At 32.9% G+C, this 22160-nt stretch carries 15 protein-coding genes; 10 read left to right on the top strand and 5 right to left on the bottom strand.

The annotated features are described in order from the left end of the window. Positions 1–33: 33 nt before the first annotated feature. From EAG11_RS04915 to EAG11_RS04925, 3 genes are all read right to left on the bottom strand, one after another. Positions 34–303 carry a DUF6520 family protein gene (locus EAG11_RS04915; RefSeq protein ID WP_129538169.1) on the bottom strand — a complete coding sequence of 90 codons (270 nt, stop codon included), beginning with the start codon at positions 301–303 and terminating at the stop codon, positions 34–36. A gap of 89 nt (positions 304–392) precedes the next feature. After that, positions 393–1925, bottom strand: a complete 1533-nt coding sequence (locus tag EAG11_RS04920) for a MauE/DoxX family redox-associated membrane protein (RefSeq protein ID WP_129538170.1) — start codon at positions 1923–1925, stop codon at positions 393–395. A gap of 233 nt (positions 1926–2158) precedes the next feature. Beyond that, the gene (locus EAG11_RS04925; protein ID WP_371414625.1) at positions 2159–2452 is read right to left on the bottom strand and encodes a hypothetical protein; all 294 of its coding nucleotides are present in this window, start codon (positions 2450–2452) and stop codon (positions 2159–2161) included. Positions 2453–2810: 358 nt separating this feature from the next. Between EAG11_RS04925 and EAG11_RS04930 the strand changes: the two genes are divergently transcribed. From EAG11_RS04930 to EAG11_RS04970, 10 genes are all read left to right on the top strand, one after another. Next, entirely contained in the window at positions 2811–3200 is a 390-nt protein-coding gene (locus tag EAG11_RS04930) for a plasmid mobilization relaxosome protein MobC (protein ID WP_129538171.1), read from the top strand. Further along, positions 3188–4480, top strand: coding sequence for a relaxase/mobilization nuclease domain-containing protein (locus EAG11_RS04935; protein WP_129538172.1), 1293 nt, complete (start codon positions 3188–3190; stop codon positions 4478–4480). The genes EAG11_RS04930 and EAG11_RS04935 overlap by 13 nt, the downstream gene beginning before the upstream one ends. Before the next feature lie 18 nt (positions 4481–4498). Further along, entirely contained in the window at positions 4499–6475 is a 1977-nt protein-coding gene (mobC, locus tag EAG11_RS04940; protein ID WP_129541030.1) for a conjugal transfer protein MobC, read from the top strand. 446 nt (positions 6476–6921) lie between these two features. Then, a complete protein-coding gene (locus tag EAG11_RS22575; RefSeq protein ID WP_256387082.1) occupies positions 6922–7437 on the top strand; it encodes a DNA cytosine methyltransferase in 516 nt (171 codons plus the stop codon). A 71-nt stretch (positions 7438–7508) separates the two neighbouring features. After that, entirely contained in the window at positions 7509–8561 is a 1053-nt protein-coding gene (locus EAG11_RS22580; RefSeq protein ID WP_256387083.1) for a DNA cytosine methyltransferase, read from the top strand. 4 nt (positions 8562–8565) lie between these two features. Further along, the gene (locus tag EAG11_RS04950) at positions 8566–10233 is read left to right on the top strand and encodes a nuclease-related domain-containing protein (protein ID WP_129538173.1); all 1668 of its coding nucleotides are present in this window, start codon (positions 8566–8568) and stop codon (positions 10231–10233) included. Continuing rightward, entirely contained in the window at positions 10224–12578 is a 2355-nt protein-coding gene (locus EAG11_RS04955) for a hypothetical protein (RefSeq protein WP_129538174.1), read from the top strand. Before EAG11_RS04950 ends, EAG11_RS04955 begins: the two co-directional genes overlap by 10 nt. A gap of 2 nt (positions 12579–12580) precedes the next feature. Next, positions 12581–16888, top strand: coding sequence for a helicase-related protein (locus tag EAG11_RS04960; RefSeq protein WP_129538175.1), 4308 nt, complete (start codon positions 12581–12583; stop codon positions 16886–16888). 4 nt (positions 16889–16892) lie between these two features. Then, entirely contained in the window at positions 16893–18983 is a 2091-nt protein-coding gene (gene drmB / locus EAG11_RS04965) for a DUF1998 domain-containing protein (protein WP_129538176.1), read from the top strand. Between the two features lie 53 nt (positions 18984–19036). After that, positions 19037–19684, top strand: a complete 648-nt coding sequence (locus tag EAG11_RS04970) for a hypothetical protein (RefSeq protein ID WP_129538177.1) — start codon at positions 19037–19039, stop codon at positions 19682–19684. Positions 19685–20309: 625 nt separating this feature from the next. Here EAG11_RS04970 and EAG11_RS04975 read toward each other — a convergent pair. Both EAG11_RS04975 and EAG11_RS04980 read right to left on the bottom strand, forming a co-directional pair. Then, the gene (locus EAG11_RS04975; protein ID WP_129538178.1) at positions 20310–21092 is read right to left on the bottom strand and encodes a DUF6602 domain-containing protein; all 783 of its coding nucleotides are present in this window, start codon (positions 21090–21092) and stop codon (positions 20310–20312) included. Positions 21093–21128: 36 nt separating this feature from the next. Further along, the gene (locus EAG11_RS04980) at positions 21129–21953 is read right to left on the bottom strand and encodes an HNH endonuclease (RefSeq protein WP_129538179.1); all 825 of its coding nucleotides are present in this window, start codon (positions 21951–21953) and stop codon (positions 21129–21131) included. Between the last annotated feature and the right edge of the window lie 207 nt (positions 21954–22160).

Genomic DNA, 22160 nt, shown 5'->3' on the forward strand with positions numbered 1-22160 from the left:
AAGAACTGCATTGCTCTTTTAAAAGGTTAAAATTTAATTCAGTGGCTGATATAGGGTTACGTTACAGTTTTCCTGCGCATCCCAACCAAAGGCCGTTTGTCCATCACTGTGTTTACAGATTGTAGTGGGGTTTGTGTCACATTTAACCTCAACATTACAGATGTCATTCTCATCAAGAACATATCCAGGTTGCGGTCCGGCAGCGCTGGTCGCTTTCTGCATTGAAGTGGTGGCAAATGCCCCTGCGGTACCCAAAACAGCAATTGCAATGGGAACCATGTTTTTCAAAAAATTATTTTTCATGATTTTCAATATTAAGTTAAATATCTGACTTACTTTTTTCTACAGGTTTTCAGTCTTCGTCCCTGATAGTGGCCACTATTTCTTAACTGTCATTTTTTCTTTGATTTGACAGAGTTTATTTCATTTCTTAAAAGATCACGGAGTCTGTAAACTCCCAGTTCATTGTCCATTATAGCGTACAGATAATCTTGAGTTACATAAAAGGAATTCAATCTTTTATCCTCTATTTTGTATAGGGCAAAGCTCATGAGATACGCTTTGCGTTCTAGATCATAGACATCAATTATATAGGCCTGCTCCCACAATTTTTCGCTTTCAAAACGCCCCGAAACTTTTGAATTGACAAACAATAGGTTCTCACAAATCGCGGTATGGGGATTCACAGTAAGAGCTGGTGCGGATAACTTTCTTTCTGTATTATTTTTAAGATGGGCCACTTTTATTTTTGCCTTTGAAATAGTATCGATAGTATGTCCAGTGAATTTTAAATTTGCATTATTATCAATAACTATATATTCATTGCGATAGTAATAGACATAAACTGCCCTTGCTGTTTTCGCGTCAAATACAAGAGTTCCATCGGTATCAAAAATACCGTCAATCTGTTTTTTTAAAAGACCTGAGTTATATTTTACTTTTGGGTTATCTGCTTCATTGAATGTCCCTAAAGAATGTTCGGAATTTCTTCCGTTACTTGACCTGAGAATAACTTTTGTGCGATCAGCAGGCTCTGCTAAAGTAAAGTATGGAAGTCCTTTCAATTCTTTCTTAACATCCCAGTCTAAGGTTGAACCTGAATACACCGCAGGTACAGTTCCGTCCATTAAATAAAATGATGAATCTATGACCTTTACCCTTACCGAAGAAAAGCGGATTCCTCTCGAATCAAGCTTTATTTTAAATGTATTTTTTACTTTAGTTCTCTTGTCGAAAGTCGTAATATGAAGAGGACTGCTATAATTTCCCAAATAGATTTTCTGGTGGTCAGCACCCGCAAAATAATAAGAGTTGAACGTAAGGTTGATAACCGTATCTTGCACTATCGGATGCTTAGGGAAACGTCTTATAAATGGATTTTTGTAATGCATGATTTGTTCTGAGGAGAGAAACAAAACAACGATTGTAAACACGCTGAAAATAATATTTAATGAAACATACCATCTAAGCTTTCTTTCATTAGATTCTTTTTTATTTCCGGTTCTATAATGTTTCTGGAATAACAAAGCCAGAAACGCAAGCACGACGAAAAACAGATTAAAAACAAGATGGATCTTCCATGTCATTTTTTCAAGAATTCCCCCGCAGGAACATGGCACGAAAGAACTGAAATTCAGAATGATGATAATATAGACACTAAACATTGTCATCAAACTTAAAGAAGCATATAATCCAGTGATCCGAAATTTGGGAATTATCAGAAGGATAACAATTAATAATTCAATCACTGGCACCAGATAAGAAACCCACACCGCATACGAGCTCAATAATGGCGACTGGCCAAGCTGAACTTGAAAATTTTCGAAGTCCAATAATTTACTTACAGCGGCATAAACGAATAGCAGCACATAAAGTAGACAGATAATTTCAATTATGATATTTCTTATTTCGGCTCTGAGTTTCATAGCATCTCTAATTAAGTTTTTGTAATCTTAAATGTTTTTTTTTGGAGATTATTATTACAAAATTAGATATGTTTCACAAAGTGATTGTTACCAAAAACAGGCTAGTATTTTTTAATACCATTCAATCTTAGTTAAATGTTTGTATTTTTCCTAAAATGATTCTGTATAAATAAAAAAGACACCCTTATATAAAATATTTGCTGGGTGTCTTTTCATTTCAATTTGATGGATTGCTATTTGCCTGATTCGTTAAAGATTTTTAATTTTTCATACAAATCATTAAGACCTGCTTTCTGCAGGCATTCATCTCCAAGCAGTTTTAATTCCTTAAGGCTCTCAACAGGAATGCTACTTAAAAATATGGATTTGGACTCATCGTCAGATGCCGATCCGCGTTCAATAATACTGTTTAAAAGCAGTACATTTTTTCGTGAAATCTTAAGGTCAATTTTCACTGTTTCATTCATGCCAGGGATACTTAAAATAGTATCAAAAACTTTGGCTACATCATTTTCTGTCATCATCATTTTCACGTATTAGATTAATAATTAATTCTTGTAAAGATATAAAGCACCTTTGAAAATGTCATGGACATAATATGTCCATGATAGGTGAAATCAAGATGTCTTGCTTATTTTCGTTGTACTGAAATAAAATGCGACTCTAATTTTAAAAGAGTGAGTGATGATATTATATATTTAAAGCCTGATTTTAAGAGGTAGAAGTACTGAGTAGCTTTCAAAAAGCAGTAAGATTGCCACGTTCCTGCAATCGGCCAGATGTCCGGTTGTTTAACAACCGAATCTGGCTGCTCTTTACTCGGAACTCGTGAGCAGTGAAACTGAAAGAAGAAAAAGATTTTGAAATTAATGAAAATGAGAGAAGATGGAAAAGAAAAATTCAAACAGAACGCGTATTGTAGGTCTGCGTTTTACGCCTGCAGAATATACAAGAATTGAACGTAAATGGAAGGCTACAACCTGTCGCAAATTAAGTGAATATATTCGTAAATATTTGTTTGATAAACCCATCACAACCAATTACCGCAATCAGTCCCTGGATGAATTTATGTTCGAGATTATCAGACTCAGAACTGAACTTAAAGCCTTGGGAAACAACTTTAATCAGACAGTAAAAAAGCTGCATACACTGCAGCAGATTCCGGAATTTAAAACCTGGGTTATCAATCATGAACTGGAGCGAAGGATACTTTTTAATAAGGTAGAGGAGATAAATAGATATATTGAGAAAATCTCCCGAAAATGGTTGCAGTAATTAAGACTGGAACTTCACTGCACAACATTTTCAACTATAATGAAAATAAGGTAAAACAAGGTGCAGCGGAGTGCATAGGCGAGGGGAATTATCCTCTTGAAGTGGATAAAATGAGCATCACAATGAAACTCAGCAGACTGCTCAATCAAAATACTTTAAATGAGAATGTAAAGCGCAATAGCGTGCATATTTCCCTGAATTTTGATCCCTCTGAAACCTCATTAACCAACGAAAAATTAATGCAGATCGCAGATGCCTATATGCAGAAAATTGGTTTTGGCGCGCAGCCTTATCTGGTATACCGCCACCATGATGCTGGACACCCACACATTCATCTGGTGTCTATAAAGGTAAAGCAGGATGGTAGCAGGATCGACATGCACAATATTGGCAGGAACCAGTCTGAAACAGCCCGTAAAGAAATAGAGAAGATGTTCTCTTTAGTGGCCGCACAGGGCCGTAAAAACAATATTGATAAGGTTCTTAAGCCTATCAATGTTCAGAAGGTTTCATACGGAAAGATGCAGTCAAAAAAAGCGATTGCAGCAGTGCTTAACGGAGTGCTTTCAACCTATAAATATTCAAGTCTTTCTGAACTCAATGCAGTGCTGCAACTCTACAATGTTTTTGCTGACAGAGGATCTGAAGACTCAAGGATTTTTAAGGCAGAAGGATTAGTGTACCGAATACTTGATAGTGATGGAAAACCTATCGGGGTTCCTATTAAAGCCAGTGACTTTTATAATAAACCGACTCTTAAATTTTTAGAGCAAAAATTTATATCCGCCGGTAGTGGAAGTGTATCGATGAAAAACAGGATAAAGAATGCCGTGGACCTGGCGCTTCTTAATAAAAGCATTTCATTTTCCGAGCTGGGAAAATTGCTGGAAAAAGAAGGGATTAATATTATTTCAAGAAAAAGTGCTGCCGGGATGATTTACGGCATCACCTATGTGGATCATACTACAAAATGTGTATTTAATGGAAGCGTTTTAGGCAGGCAGTACAGCGCAAAGGCAGTACAGGAACGTTGTAATTTAATGAGTAAAACTCTGCAGGGTTCCGATAAGGACATAAACATAAAATACAAACCTGAATTAATGGGAAGTATATCGAATAAAGATTTATTTGAAATTAGTAAAACTGATGGTTTTGATACTGCTCTGGCTAAAGTTTTGGATGTATTGACCCGGATGGAATCCGCGCAGGCTTACCTGCCCAATCAGCTTAAAGCAAAACGCAGGAAGAAAAAAAGAAAAGGGCAGTCAGATAATCAATAAAAAATTAATATCATGGGAATGCAGACAGGAGAAAATGAACAGGCACTGAGAAAGATATTGGATATGACAAGGCTCATAGGGATTATCATTCTGGTAATTCACTTTTACTATTATTGTTATTCAGCCTTCAAGCAGTGGCAGCTGGTAAGTGAGTTTACCGATAAAATTTTAGGCGGTATTTATCGTGCGGGGCTATTTGATAATTTTCATAAATCGAAATTTTTTGCCCTGGGATTTCTCGTGATTTCGCTTCTTGGTGCAAAGGGTAGAAAAAATGAAAAGATCAGTTACAAAGCTGCTTTTGCTTATTGTATTTCTGGAATGCTCATTTATTTTATAAGTTATTTTGCGCTTTTGTTATTTTCATTCCAGACACATAAAGCAATAGTTTATATTGTAATTACTTCGACTGGATTTCTTATGATGCTTTCCGGCGGGACAATGTTTTCTCGGATTATAAAAAACACGCTGAACAGCAAGGACATTTTCAATAAGCTCAATGAGACTTTTCCACAGGAAGAAAGACTGTTGGAGAATGAATATTCTATTAACCTTCCCGCCAGATATTATCTAAAAGATAAACTGCGAAACAGCTGGATAAATATTATAAATCCATTTCGGGCGCTGATGGTTCTGGGCACTCCGGGATCGGGTAAATCTTATTTTGTGATCCGCCACGTTATTACCCAGCATATAAAAAAAGGCTTCAGTATGTTTGTCTATGATTTTAAATATGATGACCTCTCAAAAATTGTCTATAATACATTTGAAAATAATAAACTGGCTTATAAAATCCTGCCCAAATGTTACTTTATAAATTTTGATAATATTATGCACAGGTGTAATCCGCTTGATCCTCAGAGCATGGAAGATATAACCGATGCTTCAGAATCAGCCAGGACTATTCTGATGGGGCTTAACAGGGAGTGGATAAAAAGACAGGGAGACTTTTTTGTAGAGTCTCCAATCAATTTTTTATCGGCCGTAATCTGGTATCTAAGAAAGTATAAAGATGGGGAATTCTGTACACTACCTCATGTAATAGAACTTATGCAGATGGATTACGATAGTCTCTTTACGCTGCTTCGGACAGAAAAAGAAATTGAAGTCCTGATAAATCCATTTATTAATGCTTATCTCCAGGAAGCCACAGACCAGCTTGAGGGGCAGATTGCTACGGCGAAAATCGCCATGGCCCGGCTTTCCTCCCCGCAGTTATACTATGTCTTATCAGGAAATGATTTCACTTTGGATATCAACAATCCCGAGGAACCTAAAATTGTATGCATGGGAAACAACCCGCAGAAAATACAAATATACGGGGCCGTATTATCCCTCTATGTAAACAGGCTTGTTAAGCTGGTAAATAAAAAAGGAAAAATGAAATCAAGTCTGGTATTTGATGAATTCCCTACTATATATCTCAATAATATGGACAGTTTAATTGCTACAGCAAGAAGCAATAAAGTGGCAACCTGTCTGGGCATTCAGGACTTTACCCAGCTCCGCAAGGACTATGGGCGGGAACAGGCAGATGTTATTATGAATATTGTTGGAAATATAATAAGCGGACAGGTTACAGGAGATACTTCCAAACAATTATCAGAGCGATTCGGAAAAATTATGCAAGACAGGGAAAGCCTTTCGATCAACAGCGCCGACACTTCAATCAGCCGTTCAAAACAATTGGAATCTGCAGTCCCGCCCTCGAAAATCTCAGGGCTTAGTTCAGGGGAATTTGTGGGCATGGTGGCTGATGATCCGGATTGTAAAATTGAACTCAAAACCTTTCATAACGAAATTATAAATGACCATGAAGCGCTGAGAAAAGAGATGGGAAATTATAAGGAAATACCCCCTGTCCGAAAACTTGATAATGCAATGATTCAGCGCAATTACCTTCAGATAAAACAGGATGTTCAGGATATAATTCATTCCGAAATGGAACGCCTGCTGAATGATCCCGCGCTGGCGTATTTGGTGTTAAAAAAGTAATTTCATAAGAAAAGATTTTATTCACTTCCAAATAAAGCTTTTTCATTTCGATGTCGGTTTTATTAATTCAATTATCAATATATTCTAATGAAAAATAAGTTTTTCCAATTTAATTTTTTGATAGTACGGAAAACCGTAAAGTGATTAAGAAGACAATACATATTTTTGTTATAAATATTGTTAATAATGTGTTCAGCATATCAAGATTAAAGAACATGTTTTATTTAAATTTGTTAATTATCAAAATTGTTTGTGTAAGAAAAATTAAACTGCGGGATTTTATTAGCATTTAAATCATTGACATAGCAATCTTCTATTACATATTATTTACGTACGACTCAAAAAGAATATAAATTGAATAAAAAAATATTAAAAAAATAGAGAATAAATTATCAGTAGTAGATTTCTTCTGTGGAGGTGGAGGTTTTTCAGAGGGATTCAGGCAGATGGGATTTAATATTCTGTATGGTTATGATCACTGGAGACCTGCTACGGAAACATTTAATCACAATTTTGGCTTGGAGTGCGAGGTTAAAAATATTCTGGATTTTAAAGAGTCGACAAATGAAATTGATAATATACCAGATACAGATATTATTATAGGCAGTCCGCCATGTGTTAGCTTTTCAAGTTCCAATAAATCTGGTAAAGGTGATAAATCACTAGGACTTGAGTTAACAGAAGTTTTTCTGAAAATTGTTGCTGTAAAAAAGCACCAGCCAAATTCTATATTGAAAGGCTGGTTTATGGAAAATGTGGTAAACTCTAAAAGGTATCTGCAGCCATCCTATACATTTAAAGATTTAGGTCTTACACAGTGGGCAAAAGAAAATAGAATTGGCCCTAATAAAATAGCAATTGATTTATTGGAAAACAGCACAATAATTAATTCGGCAGACTATGGATCAATACAATCGCGGAAAAGGGTTATTTCAGGTGAAATTATAAAAAGAAAAAATTAATAATTCCCCCTGTCAGCCATCAAAAGAAACATTCAAATTTTAATCTGCCTCTTTATAATTCTATAAGGGTAATGAAAGAAAATTTTCCATCCCCCTTCAGTAAAAAAAGAGATGGAATTATTAAAGATGTACAGTATTCTATCGAAGTAAAACAAGATGAAATCACGGATCATTTCTATGACACAGGAATTTATGAAGTAGAATGGAAACCTTCCCGATATTTTAAAACGAACCATCCTTTTATGGGAAAGATGTCGTTTCCTGAAAATGAATATAATCCCAGCAGGACTATAACAGCTACAAAAATAGCCAACTCCCGTGAATCAATTATTTATAAATCTGAGTTTGAAAGAGTGGGAGACGGTGAATATAGACTTCCTACGGTCAGAGAAGCATCTATAATCATGGGCTTTCCCCTGACATATCAATTTCTGGGTTCGGAAGGCGCAAAATGGAGGTTAGTTGGAAATGCAGTATGCTGTTCGGTAAGTAGGGCATTTGCAAAAATTGTATTAGATGAAGTAGGGATTAAGCATAATGGTAAACTTAATATTGCTGAGCGTCCAAATTTGAAAGGGGTAAATAATTTAAATAATTATATGCTTAAATCATTTAATAATCCTCCCATTAAAAAGGATAACTGCAGATTTAGAAGGCATCCGATTAAAGATGGTAACTTAACGGTGACTCTTTCTAATTATGATATTGGTAAAAAATCCAAACCGACAGGCACATGGTTAACATCAATACAATATGGAACAGGAGAAGGATTCCCAATCCAAAATATTGATGATGGTTATTATAGGGAATTGGAATCTTTAATTGTAAATTTTAAGAGTGGTAAAAAATTCATTGAAATCATAAATAATGGTTTTTCTGAAAAAATTGGCAGTGCAGCTCAGCTTCAGAAAATGTTTGAAATTCAAAAGTCGCAGGATAGTTTTCTAGAACCAACTGAACTGGTTGAAGAGGTTAGAAGGATAATTAATAAAGTAGAAATCGAAGAAACTAACATTACGCAAGGCGAAAATATTATTTTTCAAAATAAAAATATTGTACCATTAAAACAATTATTAGCCTTATATGCAATAAATAAGATTTCAACAACCGCTAACTCATACTAAAAACATGCCTATTCACTTTATTGATAACTATGCCAAGCAGAATTTGGAAAGTATAATAATAAATCAGGAAGGAAAAACTCTTTTTGGTGAATTATGGATATATAAGCAGTTTCTAGCATTTCATGAGGATAGTTTTTTAACTGATGAAGTGTGGTATTTAAAGCACAATTATAATCTGTCATCGCATCCTTCCAGTAAAAGAAAGGTTGAAGGTCAGATTGATTTTATTGTGCTTTCCAAATATGGATTATTGATTATTGAAGTTAAGGGCGGGGGACTAAGAGTTGATGAGAATGATTGTTATTTTTCATATAATAAAGATGGAGAGTATGAAAGTCAGAACCCTTTTACACAAGTTAAAGAGTATTTACACACCTTAAAAAATTATATAGACTCCTCTGTTTTTGTTTACAGGGCTGTAGTACTTCCTCATGAAACAGGTTTCGTTTTATCAGGGCCACAGTTATCAGGATATAAGGATTCTTTCTTTTCTAAGGCTGATGTAGAAGGATTGGACGAAAGAGGCATTCAAAATGTTTTTTTTAAATTCATACAAGATTGTGGTAGAAAAGCCAGATTTAAAATGATTAAAGAACTTAATCCATCTTTTAGGGGCGATGAAATTGCTATTAAAGCTTTTGAACGTTATCCATTATTAAATTCAAAAGAAATAAAAAGGTTAAAATCCGAGTTATTTCCTGTGCAGACGACTTACGGATATAATCCAGATCGAATAAGTTCAGAGATTATATTTAAAGAAAATTATGAAATATTGAAGGGACTGCGCAGAAATAGATGTGTAATCGTTCAGGGCGCACCCGGTACTGGAAAAACAGTTTTAGCGGTCAAGTTTCTAGCTGAGAACTTATTGAAACAGCAGAAAGGTATTTTTTATAGTGCCAATAAACTTATAAAAGCAAAACTTGAACACATAATTCTTTTTGATTATAAATTAAATCCTAATAATATTTCATTTAAGGTTTTTTCTCAAAACCTAACTGATGAGACGGTACCAGATGATGTAGACTTTTTAATTTTTGATGAAGCACATGAGTATTTCGATAGAGGTCTATATGATTTTATAGAGAAATTAAATGCTAAACTAAAAAAGCCTAAAATTCTTCTTCTTTACGATCCTGACCAGGCGATTGTTTCAACTTTTAAAGAGCTTTCGTGGTATACAGATTTCTTTATCGAAATAGGTTACACTCATTTTTATTTCGACGAAAATTATAGATGCGGTCAAAATAAAAATATAGCTGAGATTGCTTATTTTCTTCTTGCAGGAGAATACAGAAAAGTAAAAGCCAAATATGAAAATCTCTTAACGACAGTAGAAAGTCTGAAATCCAAAATAGAAAAGGTAAAAGAAATTATAAATGAAAATAAGTTTACCGTTTCTGAAAAAATTATATTAGTTGAAAGCCAATTAATAGATGAGTTTGCAGAAATTATAAGTGATTATTTTAAGGTAGATATTGAGGAGTTAACAGAGTCTAATATAAATGTTCTGTCAGGAAAAATAAAATTTACAACCCCTATAAAATACAGAGGTCTGGAGAATGAATCAGTATATCTTATAACTAAAGACTTAAATGAAAGCTCAAAAATTCAAAATTATGTTGGAGCAACAAGAGCTATGAACGCACTCAATATTGTTTTATGGAAATAACATTTGAAAATATACATGAAACAGTTCTCTTAACACTAGATCTTCAGGAGAAAAATTTGAGTTATTTACCAGTATTAGGCAAATGGTATTTTGATTTTTTAGAATCATCAGAAGAAAAACTTTCACTTCATGTACCCGATTATGATCAAGAATCAATCAATCTAGTTTATAATTACATCAGACTGCTGTCTTTGACTTACAGATTATTTCAAAAATCAGAATTGACAAGCTTTAAGGATACCTGCCTTTTCAATGTTTTTGATTTTAATAGAAAGAGAAATAATTTTAACGACTTTGAACCGGTATTTGATTTTGAAACCCAAAAGGGAGAGTATCTAATATGGTCAAAAAAAATTATAACTTCAAAAAACCGATTCGTACCTGTATTTTTGAAAAAACAGATAGAAAATTTAAATTGGATTAATACCTATACTGCATTTAGGTTATTTCAGATTATTGAAAACAGAGGTTTAATAAAATATCCTATTCTAATAGATGTTGAAAAAGATTTATGTCTTTCATTAACTACGGGAGAAGATTTTAGGCCTGAGGGATTTATTTTATTTGAGACTGCTAATTGGGATTCAAAAAAGATGACAGTGATAGACGCCATAGAATATGAGGAATATTTGTACAGTATGGATTTATCGCATCAAATCACGATGAAATACCCATACCATAAAAATATACACACTCATTTTTGTAATATTGGAAAGAAGAGTTTGGAATTAATTTTTAATTCTAGATTTTATTATCAGAATATAGCAGCGGATGATATAATTTTATTACCGGAAGAGTTGTATCAGAAAACTTTAACGAGTTATGACCTCTCTTCCAAATTTATGATTTTTGACACAAATCACAGTTTAGAATTATATAACTTGCTAAGTGATTTTAAGTCGGCTTGGAATGGATATGAATTCAATAGATTTACCACACCTTTCCCCAAATATTGGTTTATGTTTATTAATCAAAGCATACCAAAAAATGAATGGTTTGAAATGTTTAAAGGTGATTATCCCGAGCTGGAAGAAAAAGCAATTATCCGCCAAATTAAAACAATTATAGATTTATTATATGATCTTGATTGGAGCAGAAAACTTGTAAATGAATTTAAAAAACCTGTTTTTTTGCTTCCGGAAATTAAAGGAATAGGAAAGAAGCGACTGGAAAAGGCGTTACATTCATTTAAGAATTATTTGTCTGTAAATAATCCAGATGCAATTTTTATTGGAAATGATAACAACATCGATGTTAAAATAAATAAAACAGTTCTATTGTTAGATGGATTCAATATCATAAATACAGCTAATATACTTCAGCATCACGAAAATCTAAAAATCCTAATCCCGGATTTTCTGTTTTTTGGATATCAGCCTTGGATAAATTATCATTTATTAAATTACCAATATGATTCGCTCTTAAGTCCCAAAAGGGCATCACTTGACGATAATTTTAGTTTAAATAGGAATGTATTTGTAGAAGAGAAGAAGAAAATAATTGAAAATATAAAAACTGAGGTTATAAAATATAAAAAGAAGTATAAACTAGAAGAGACTGATATTGAAAAGGAAGAAATGTCAGTTTACAGCCAAGACATTGTTTTTACTAATGAAGAGGAGTTTGAACCAAATTTCAATGCAAAAGAAAAAATTAATGATAAAGAACTGGTCATAGTTACAACAAGAAATCAGGAATATAAATTTAAAGCCAGCAGTCAGGTCCTCCTTCGAATGAATTCAATTATATCATGCAGTGCATCCCAATTGAAAGTGTCCGATGCATTTATTCCAGTTGCTGAGATCCGAAATACGATTGATAGAGATTATGTTATCAATAAATTAAGCAGAATTCCTGAGTCAGTAATTAGTTTTCAAGCAGAATTGAGTAAGTCTGCCAATGTATACAATATTTTGAAAAATTTTGGACTAGAGTATACCAATGAAAAGTATTTTAATGATAAATATGTGCTAAAAGAGGAGACAATCGCTAAAGATAGATTTATACTTCCGAAAAGGAAAAATAATTGGAAAATTATATGTGAGTATCTCGGAATAAATACAAGCGATATGTATCAGGCTTGGATTTCCTATTATGGCAGCAAGGATATAAATGAAATTAAAAATATCTATATGTATATTTTAAATTTATGTATGGAAAATGATTCCTTAAAGGAAATAGAAAATCCTAAATTTTTAAATATGATAGCCGCGTATCTGGAAACTAAAAAAAGTGTCTTTGAGGATGATGAAGAAACCAACCCCGCGGATTTAGCTAAATCAATTATCTCATCTATAGTAAATGAGATTTCATTTCATGAAATCAAAGAAATCAAAACAGTTTAATTATGAGCAATTTTAAAAAGAAAAGGGAAAGTCTTGAAATATTTGTTAAAGAGCAGATAATAGGACCAGGTGCTTTTAATAAACGTTATTTCTTTATTGATAAATGGGATAAAAATGAGTTTAGTGGTGTAGACTTTAAGTCAAGTCCTGTTAATGCAATTGATAATAAGAGCGAAGTACTGACCGAAGTTCCTGCATATCAGTACAGCTCTGCTATTCTATTTCCTGAAACTAGAGTTCCTAAAGAGACAACTATAGAAAAAGACGAATCAATGCTGGATAACCCGGAGGCAAATGAGCCAGATTTAGAGGATTTTAATGCTGGCGCAGATGATGATAATATAAAGGATGATTCTGCAGAAAGTTTAGTAAGCAAACAGCAAAACTATCCTAATTCTTTTGGACTGTCTTTTGTTATAGATGAGAATTTTGACATTCAAAATGATTTAAAGGTAGGCATTTCTTTTAGGAAATATATAAATATCAGTAAAAATGAATGTTGCAACAGAAAATTATCCTGTTTGGTGACAGAATACGAAAATGAAATTGAAACTGCGGTTGCTCTGTATTTCAGCCCATTATTTGCTGCTGTTCGTAAAAGCGGCAATCTATTTATTCTTGCTCACCAGGAAATAAGTAAAAATAATATTTATGACATTGATTACATACATTTAAATAATTATTTGAAGAACGGCCTATTAAAAACCATAAAAAATATTTTTGGTGAAAGTTTAGTGGTGCTGAATAAAAAAAAGGATGTGACATATTACGGAATAAAGAATGATTATGATTTACAGTTTTATTCTGTAACAGATTTTATTGCTTATTCGGGTAATGAATATGAAAATGTAGCTTCCTTGTTTGATAATACCTTAGTTAGTTTTTTAAAAACAGAACTTAAAAGTGATACAGCTAACTATTCCAAATATAAAAAATTGATTAATGAATTAGAGATTTACAATCAATTAAGGAGTTATGTGACAGATTTGAAATCAGTTTACAAGCCAAAAAATGCATCGCCTGTCTGGGAATGTACTTCCTACGATAATATTGATGTTGTGCTTCCTGGTTTTGAAGGAAATTCTAACATATACAGATCCAGGGAGTTGGCGGTTAATAAGGATATTAAAGAAATTACAGATTTAAAATACTGTGTTCAATATGTCAGAAAGGATGGTGAGATATTTATCAAAATAATTCTTCTGAATAAAGCTATTGTAATTTTAAAAGAAAATGAACCTCCTCAATTAAACAAAAAAAATGAAGCAAATGCAAAAGCTTTTTTTGGAGTAAAATTAAGGGCAGAAGAAAAAAATGAAAATGTTCTTAAGCAATACAATCCTCCTCACTTACTGGATTTTGATGAGGAAGATAACTTTAATAAATTAATATACAGAAATTATCATGATTTTGGTGAAGGATATAATACTTCAGTAAACTGGGGAAAAACGGATGACGATTTAAGATACATCTGCACAGAATTTCTGCCGGAACAGGAAACTCCCAATGTTGATTTTAAACCGAGCAGAATCGATCAAAATGGTAGTGTTGTATCGCGTCTACAAAACGATGCCATTCTATCGATGCGAAATCTTTCAACATTGTCTGAGACTAAAGATAATGAAATATTGGATGGTTTGAATGATTTCATTGATGAATATAAAGCCTGGATTGATGAAAAGAAGAATGAACTTAGTCAGGACAATTCTCTTAAAATTGACCAGATTGAATTATTATCAAAGCAAATGCTTAGCTGTGAAAATGACGTTAAAAGACTAAAGAGAAATATTAGTCTTTTAAAATCCGATTCAAAGGCAATGGCTGCTTTTCGAACTATGAATACTGCTTTATTTATGCAGTTGCATCACAGTATTTTAAAAAAGGAAAAAAACATAGATTTAAGTCATCAGATAACGGAAGAGTATTATAAGGATTCTGAAAAATTTGATGATAATGGTAATAAAATTGAATACAAGTGGCGCTCTTTTCAAATTGCTTTTATTCTCTTGAATGTTGATGCTTTTGTGCAGCCTGATGCTGCAGATAAAACAGTAGAAAAAGTTTTTTCTGAAGGATGGCCCGAAAGAAATGAAATTGCTGATCTTGTTTGGTTTCCAACAGGAGGTGGAAAGACTGAAGCTTATTTAGGAATTATAGCCTTTGCAATAGCATACAGAAGGTTTACAAAAGAAAGCAAATCGGGGGGGACAACTGTATTGATGAGATATACCTTGCGTTTATTAACACTTCAGCAGTTTCAAAGAGCAACTATGCTTATTTGTGCGCTTGAAGTAATAAGGAAAGACAATTTTAATATTCCCCATTCCTGCAGTCTCGGGGATGAAAGAATAACCATAGGATTATTTGTTGGATCTGGTTCTTTACCAAATCAATGGAAGGGAGTCGGAAATAGTAATGATTCCAGTATGATTCAGGAGCTTGCGAAAATTTCATCAGCTTTAGAAAGCGGAAATATTATTTCGACGAGCCTGCCTTTTACCGACTGCCCATGGTGTGGAACTAGTTTATTCTTCAATAAAGAATTAAGTAATGTCTCCCACAAGGCAGGAGGAGAGAACTATGGAATGAATGATCAGCTAAGCATATGCTGTAATAACTCTTCCTGTACTTATAAAGGTTATGGTAGAAATAGACCTACAAATGATTACAGTCTGCCTTTTAGATTATTTGATGAAGATATTTATAAATTTCCGCCAACATTATTATTTGGTACAGTAGATAAATTTGCAGCTTTAGCAAACAAAGTATCTAGCAATCATTCGGAAAGAAACAATGACTCCAGACGTTTGTTTGGCGGACACAGCAATGCTGCTTTGCCACCTGAGTTAATAATTCAAGATGAGTTACATTTATTGCTTGGTCCACTTGGTTCTGCTGTTGGCTTATTTGAAAAAAGTATTGATTATTTATGCACATATCAGCACAATGGATTGAAAGTTAAGCCTAAAATAGTTACATCTACTGCAACTACTAGAAATACAGACAAGCAAATATTTGCATTATTTAACAGGAGGTCAGAAATATTCCCTAAACAGGGTATACTGGCCGATGATTCTTTTTTTGCGTATTATGAAAGAGACAAAATTAAAGTTGACCATTATGTTGCAAACAGAAAATATGTAGGTATTCTTCCTGTTGGTAAAACTCAGGTTTGGATGCAGTTAAGAATTGCATCTATCTGTTTGACGCACAGGTTGAAATATATTAAAGAGTGTTATACAAATGATATTATATTTGAAAACCCTTCAGCACTAAATGAATATAGAGATGTATTTGATTTTTATCATACAGTTCTGTCTTATTTTAATAGTCTTAAGGATGTTGGGAAAACGCAATCGCAGCTAAATCATTATTTGCCTGGAGATATTAATTTTATAACTAAAAATACAATACCATGGAGCATTATAGACAAACTTTTACGAAGTGAGACTACAGTTGATTATTCTGAATTGACTGGACGATTAAGCGGAGAACAAGTTAAGTCAAATTTATCAAATATTGAAAAAAAATGGACTTTGATCTCGAATGATGTTGATAAGCACATACTTAATTCTAATACTCCGCCTGCATATGTGATATCTACTAATATGATTTCTGTTGGAATTGACGTTTCTAGATTCAATACTATGATTATTAGTTCTATGCCGAGAAATATTGCAGAATACATTCAGGCGTCAAGCCGTGTAGCAAGAAGTAAAGAAGGTATTGTATTTACAGTGCATCATCCTTTTAGATCAAGGGATATTTCCCATTATCAAAGATTTAAAGAGTTTCATGAAAAATTTTATAGTTATGTCGAACCTATATCGGTAACACCTTTCGCAAGTAAGGCCTTGGAAAGGTATCTTGCCATGTTTGTTTCTGTAATTGTACGCCACACTAATCAACTAGAGCTTACAAATAATGCTGACGCAGGAGCAATTGATGAAAAGAAAACTCAACAAATAAAGAAAATTATAGGCGACGAAATTAATGAAATAGCTAATAATGCATCTAAATTGGATTCGTATCTACAGACAAGAAAAGCAGGAGTTAAATCAAGTGTAGACGGGATTATTTCTGATGAAGAATTGATGGATTTAAATAACAAGCTTAGTAAATTGTTAGATTATTGGATTGATAGATTGCAATTTATTGATTCTCTTTCTGGTCTGGAGTATAGAGCAAAGACTAAATTAAATTCACTGTTTATTTCTTCCAGTGATAATGATTTTCCATCTCACTGGAAAGTTGGGTATTCGTTGAGAGAAATTGATTCTTCAGTAGTAATAAAAACCGTTCAGCAGTAATATTATGGCAGTAAAACAATATTTCGAAAATAATCAGGCAAATGAGTCGATAGGAAAATTTAAACTTTTATCTGCTTATGGAGGCCCGGGCTCAATAGTGCATACTCAATATGGAAGCATCATTATTTCTTGTATCGAAGAGTGGGGCTTTCTCAAAAGAATACTAGACATACAGAAAGATGCGGTAGAAATCGGAAAAAAAGACAAGGAGATTAAAGGATATGTGGAAGAACAGGCCAAATTGGCAAGTAATGGAAATATTGGACTCTCTAATGACACCCGACTTTTAAATTCATTGAAAGACCAAAAACAAATATCTCAACTTAAATATTTGGTACTAATTCCTAATATTGAATTAAGTGATTTTTCAAATAAAATTAAGTCAGATGGTCAGGAATTAGCTATAAACAGCACATTTATGCCTAAAGTTTTTTTTGATAGAGGTAAGCATTACAAAACTTATAAAGAGTGGTATAAGGAGTGGACATTAAAAAATAAAGGGACTGACAAATATGGTAAGGAATTTTTTCCTCCTAAGTATATTTCGGGTAATGAGATAATTGATCTCACTCAGGACAATATAGTGCTAATATGTGATCATGGTCATATAAGTGATTTTCCTTGGTCCAAATATTTACGATGGAGGACTGAGTCCCCTATGGAGATTAATTCCGAAAAACCAATTGATTTGTTTAATTCTCAATCCTGTTGCGGCAGTGATGATGCAACTAATGCTGAAATTAAGATAACATCTAGCACTGCTAATGCATCTGGTTTTGATGGGAAATGGCTTAAATGTGAAAATTGCGGCAGACAGACGTCACTAAAAGGATTGATGAGTGTCAAAATTAAATGTCCCGGTCATAAACCATGGGAAGCTGAAACTTCACATGACGGAAACTTAAAATATTATTCAGGAAGTCCGCTTTCTAGAAATCAAATGCCTCCTTCTGAAAAATGCATGTCAAGCAAGCCAATGAAAGTTGCATTAACTACTGGAAACAATCTCTATTATTCAAACATGCTTACTAGTATTTATATGCCTGATGAATTGTTTCTAAATGAGGTTATACTAAGGAAAAAGAAACTTGAAAAAGAAAAAGAGTTGGCTAAGGATGAAGATAGAATTGATGATCTAATTCAAATTGTCAGTGAAATAAAATTAATTGAAAATGAATTAGTAAATCAGCCTAACGAAGAAATCCCAGATTTAGAAAAGCCTATTTTATACCGCTTCGAAGAATTTAAAGCATTAGCAGGGAAAAATGAAGAAGAGATTAATGTCGATAAAGAAAATGAGCATTTAAAAGTTAAAGATGTTACAGAGAACATTAAAGGTTCTCCGCTTGATAAATATTTTTCAAGAATTCTTAGAATTGATAATATGAAAATAACTTCTGCTCAACTTGATTTTTCCCGAGTAGTTCCGGTTGATTCTGATTCTGGCAGTGTAGTTACTAAAAATATCTTCAGCAGTAAAAATTTGGAAAAAGTGGAAGCCTATCCAGTTGTTGAAAATTATGGCGAAGGCATCTTCTTTTCTTTCAAAGATGAACAGTTGGAATTATTTTCTAATGTAGTTTCATCATCCATAATAGAAAAGCTCATAAAATTGGATAAAAACAGTGATACCTTTTCTGAAAAAGCCATAAAATATGGAATACAAAATAATTGGCAGCTGTATTTAGTTCATTCATTTTCTCATCTTATCATGAGGGAATTAGAATTTAGATGCGGTTATCCGACAGCATCCCTGCAAGAAAGGATTTACGTTTCGAATAATCCAAAATATAAAATGTATGGATGTATGATTTATACTGCTGAGGGTGCTGAAGGCAGCATGGGGGGAGTAATTGCTCAAACCAGAACAAATAACTTATTAAATCTAATTACAAGTGCCTTGAAAAGAGCTACTGTGTGTAATAGCGATCCTCTTTGTTGGGAATCAGACGGTCAGGGATTATTTGACTTAAATTTTGCTTCTTGCTTTTCTTGCAGTCTTGTTAGTGAGACATCTTGCGAACACAGAAATATTTATCTAGACAGGAGAATTTTGGTGGATGAAAATAATGGTTTTTTTAAAGATATATTATAATGGGGTATTTTTCTTCAAATGAAAATTTTATAAAAATTAAGTTCCATAGTGAGATGAAAACATTGTCACTGGAAGAAAAGATCAAGCATTATAATTATAATTTAAAGTCTGAAACACTGAGAAGAACAAAAGCTTATTTTGAAAAACTAGATTCCCAGTTTTTGATGATTAGCGATCTTAACCAAGGAATTGGATTAATTACCTCCGAAGATTTTGGATTGGAAACAAAAACAAAAGCTTATGAAGAAATTATTCAGCTGCTGAGAGATTATGAATACCAATTAATTATCTATTCCATTTATTTTGAAGATTATGGCGATAAAATATTTTTTAATTTATCTCATTTATTGCTTGATAGTGGTGCTTCGAATTTTCAAGATGATTATTTAATAAATAGCTTTATTAGCAAATATGCTTCAAATCAAACCTTAATCCATAAATCTATATTGACAGATAAATTAGGTTTATCAGAGAGAGACTGGGAAGATGAAGATAATCAAAGGAATCCAATAGTGGGAGGATTGATGTCTTGGTTAGAGAAAAAATTGGTGTCAAAAAATACGGATTCAGAAATCAAATTAGTACTGTTTCATTATTCTAAACTATGGAATCTTAATTATTCAAAACCATATAATGAAAATAAGGGAATTCTGCTTTTAAACAGTTTAATAGTAACCTTAAAAAAGTATTGCCTGATTTAAAAGTTGATTTCGATTCTATTTTATTTGAATTAAATTTAATTTTTAATTCTTTATTTTCCACTATAACCTTGCCTCCCTATCTTGAGTGTGATGATACTTTAGCTAGTAATTCCAGAACTGCAATATCATCTGGATATAAATTAAAGAAGAATGAATTTAATTCTTTACGGAAAGAGTCTGTTACATATCTGAATTTCGAAAAGTTCTCAATTCAGGAGCTTATAAAAACATATTTTTTGTCTAATGAAGGTTTGCAGAAAATTATATATGATAAAATAACTAAATCAATAAACGAAGGATATTTTATTACCAGATCTGATATTGAATTTTTTACAGAATTGCAAAATGCTGACATATTATTAACAACACATGATACGCAGAAACTCACGGAGTACTTTTATAAAACGAACTATTTATTTGGCAAATTAATTTTGAAATAGAATTTATAAAGAAGATTTTGCCAATCTCTCCTGTACGGCATAAGGGTTTTACTTTCCTAGAACCTTATTTTTTTTCTAATCTATAAGTTGCAATGTTGTTTAAAATTACAATTTTCATAATTACATTGTGCAAATATTTTATTATTTAAGTATAATGCAGAATGCATTTCAAGGAAGTTAATTGGTTATAAGTTAAATAATTCTATTGCAATAATACTTTTTAGATTCGACTCGTCAGTTATGTTGAATTTCCTGTCTTCTCGAAAATCTATGTGGGTCTTTTCTAAATTGTAGCTGAATACCTTGCTATGTATATTCTTGAAGAACAGCTCCAGCGAACTGATATCATTATTTGTTTTGTCAGCGTAATTATAAGACATATATCCCGCAGCATCCCGCTGAAAACTTATGCCGCTTTTTCTCAGATGATATGAGGATTTTATGCCCGTAATTGTCTCAGGTAAATTTTGAAAAGTATCATGATCAAATTTCTGATAGCTACCCGGATGCTTATAATTGTGGAAATAGTCATCCAGTTTGGAAGCGCTTGATGCATTGTATATAAATAAATGTTTCTCGGTTCTGTAATCAAGAATCTGGGAAACAGAAGCAAAATATTTTATAATTTCATGAAAAGCTGTTTTGCTGTTTACTGTGGTCTTTACTTCTATTACTGCCAACACAGATTTGCTGGGAACAACAACTATATCATTTACCCTGTATAATGGTGAATACAACTGATTATCGTAGATGATGATATCGATTTGCCTTGAGAGATTGCTTTTTTCATCTATTACGAAACCCTGCTCGACTGCAATCCCCTTATGAAGATAAGTGGCAAGAAAGCGCCTTAATATTTCTTCAGTCAGAACTCCTATGGTCGGATTATGTTTCTTTATAAAAGTTTTTACCTGCAGGATCTCATTGAGCAGTTCTTCGGTTTTCAATCTAAAAAATTCGTTAGTCATAGGATCAGGTTTATGGATTGCTGATAGTATCTGGCGCTAATACCATCTTTCATATTTTATTGAAGTAGGTATATTTTGCGCCTGTTTTGTTTTATTGCAGTTTTCGCAGAGGAGCTGAATGTTGGTAACATCATTAATGCCTCCAATTGCTAGAGGTATGATATGATCAAAATTATTTATGCTTCCTACGCTGATAAGACCTGTTAAATCTTTATGACAGCTTACGCACATGCCTCTATCTCTATGGATAACTGCACGCATTACCCATTTTGGTATCGAAACTCTTTTCAGCATGCCGTCTTTTTTAAAGAAAGACAGGTCTTCCATTTCAATTTCCTCAATTGTTTTTTCTTGAATTTGATGTGAAATCAATTCATTAAATCGTTGCAGGGTCTTCCTGTTTAGGAAAAGGACGAAAAAAATTTCATCCGACATCGTTTCCAGCAGCTCTTCATAGGGACCGTAAAAACTTAAATATCTAAAATAGTCCGCAATGTCATCATCAATTATTTCAGCTCTTATCTTTTTATTTTCTTTCAGCCACTTGTCAAAACTGTCGAATTTGAAATCATAGTGTCCCATTGCAATTTCAACCCAGAGTTTTCTTCTTCCTCTTTTAAATGATTCATTTTCGGATTCTGATAAATCATCATAATTTATGCTGTCGATTATGAATATGATAAAAGAATGGAGAGCTGAAATTTTTGGGAATGGACTTAAAAAACTTCTATAATTCTCATCGCCGAAAAAATCATTCAGCGGGCGGATATAGGAAAAGGGATCACGCAGTATATTATTAATCATATTGGCGAAATAATAGGTCTCAATATATTTAATCTCTGAAATTTGCGGTTTTCCCATATTGCTTTATTGATTTTAGGTTTTAAGTCTGGTGATTTTTCTACTGCTAATATAGAAGTATTATCATTGTCCTCAGCCCACTTTTACATTATTAAAATGCTGATGACATTCTCTGTTTAATTCTCAGTTATCAATATTTTTTTTTCAATAGTTTCAATTTTTGCTGTTTTATAGCATAGGCTGTAAATTAAGGAATTTTTCAATGAT

It is taken from the genome of Flavobacterium sp. 140616W15, from assembly GCF_003668995.1.
Taxonomy (GTDB): domain Bacteria; phylum Bacteroidota; class Bacteroidia; order Flavobacteriales; family Flavobacteriaceae; genus Flavobacterium.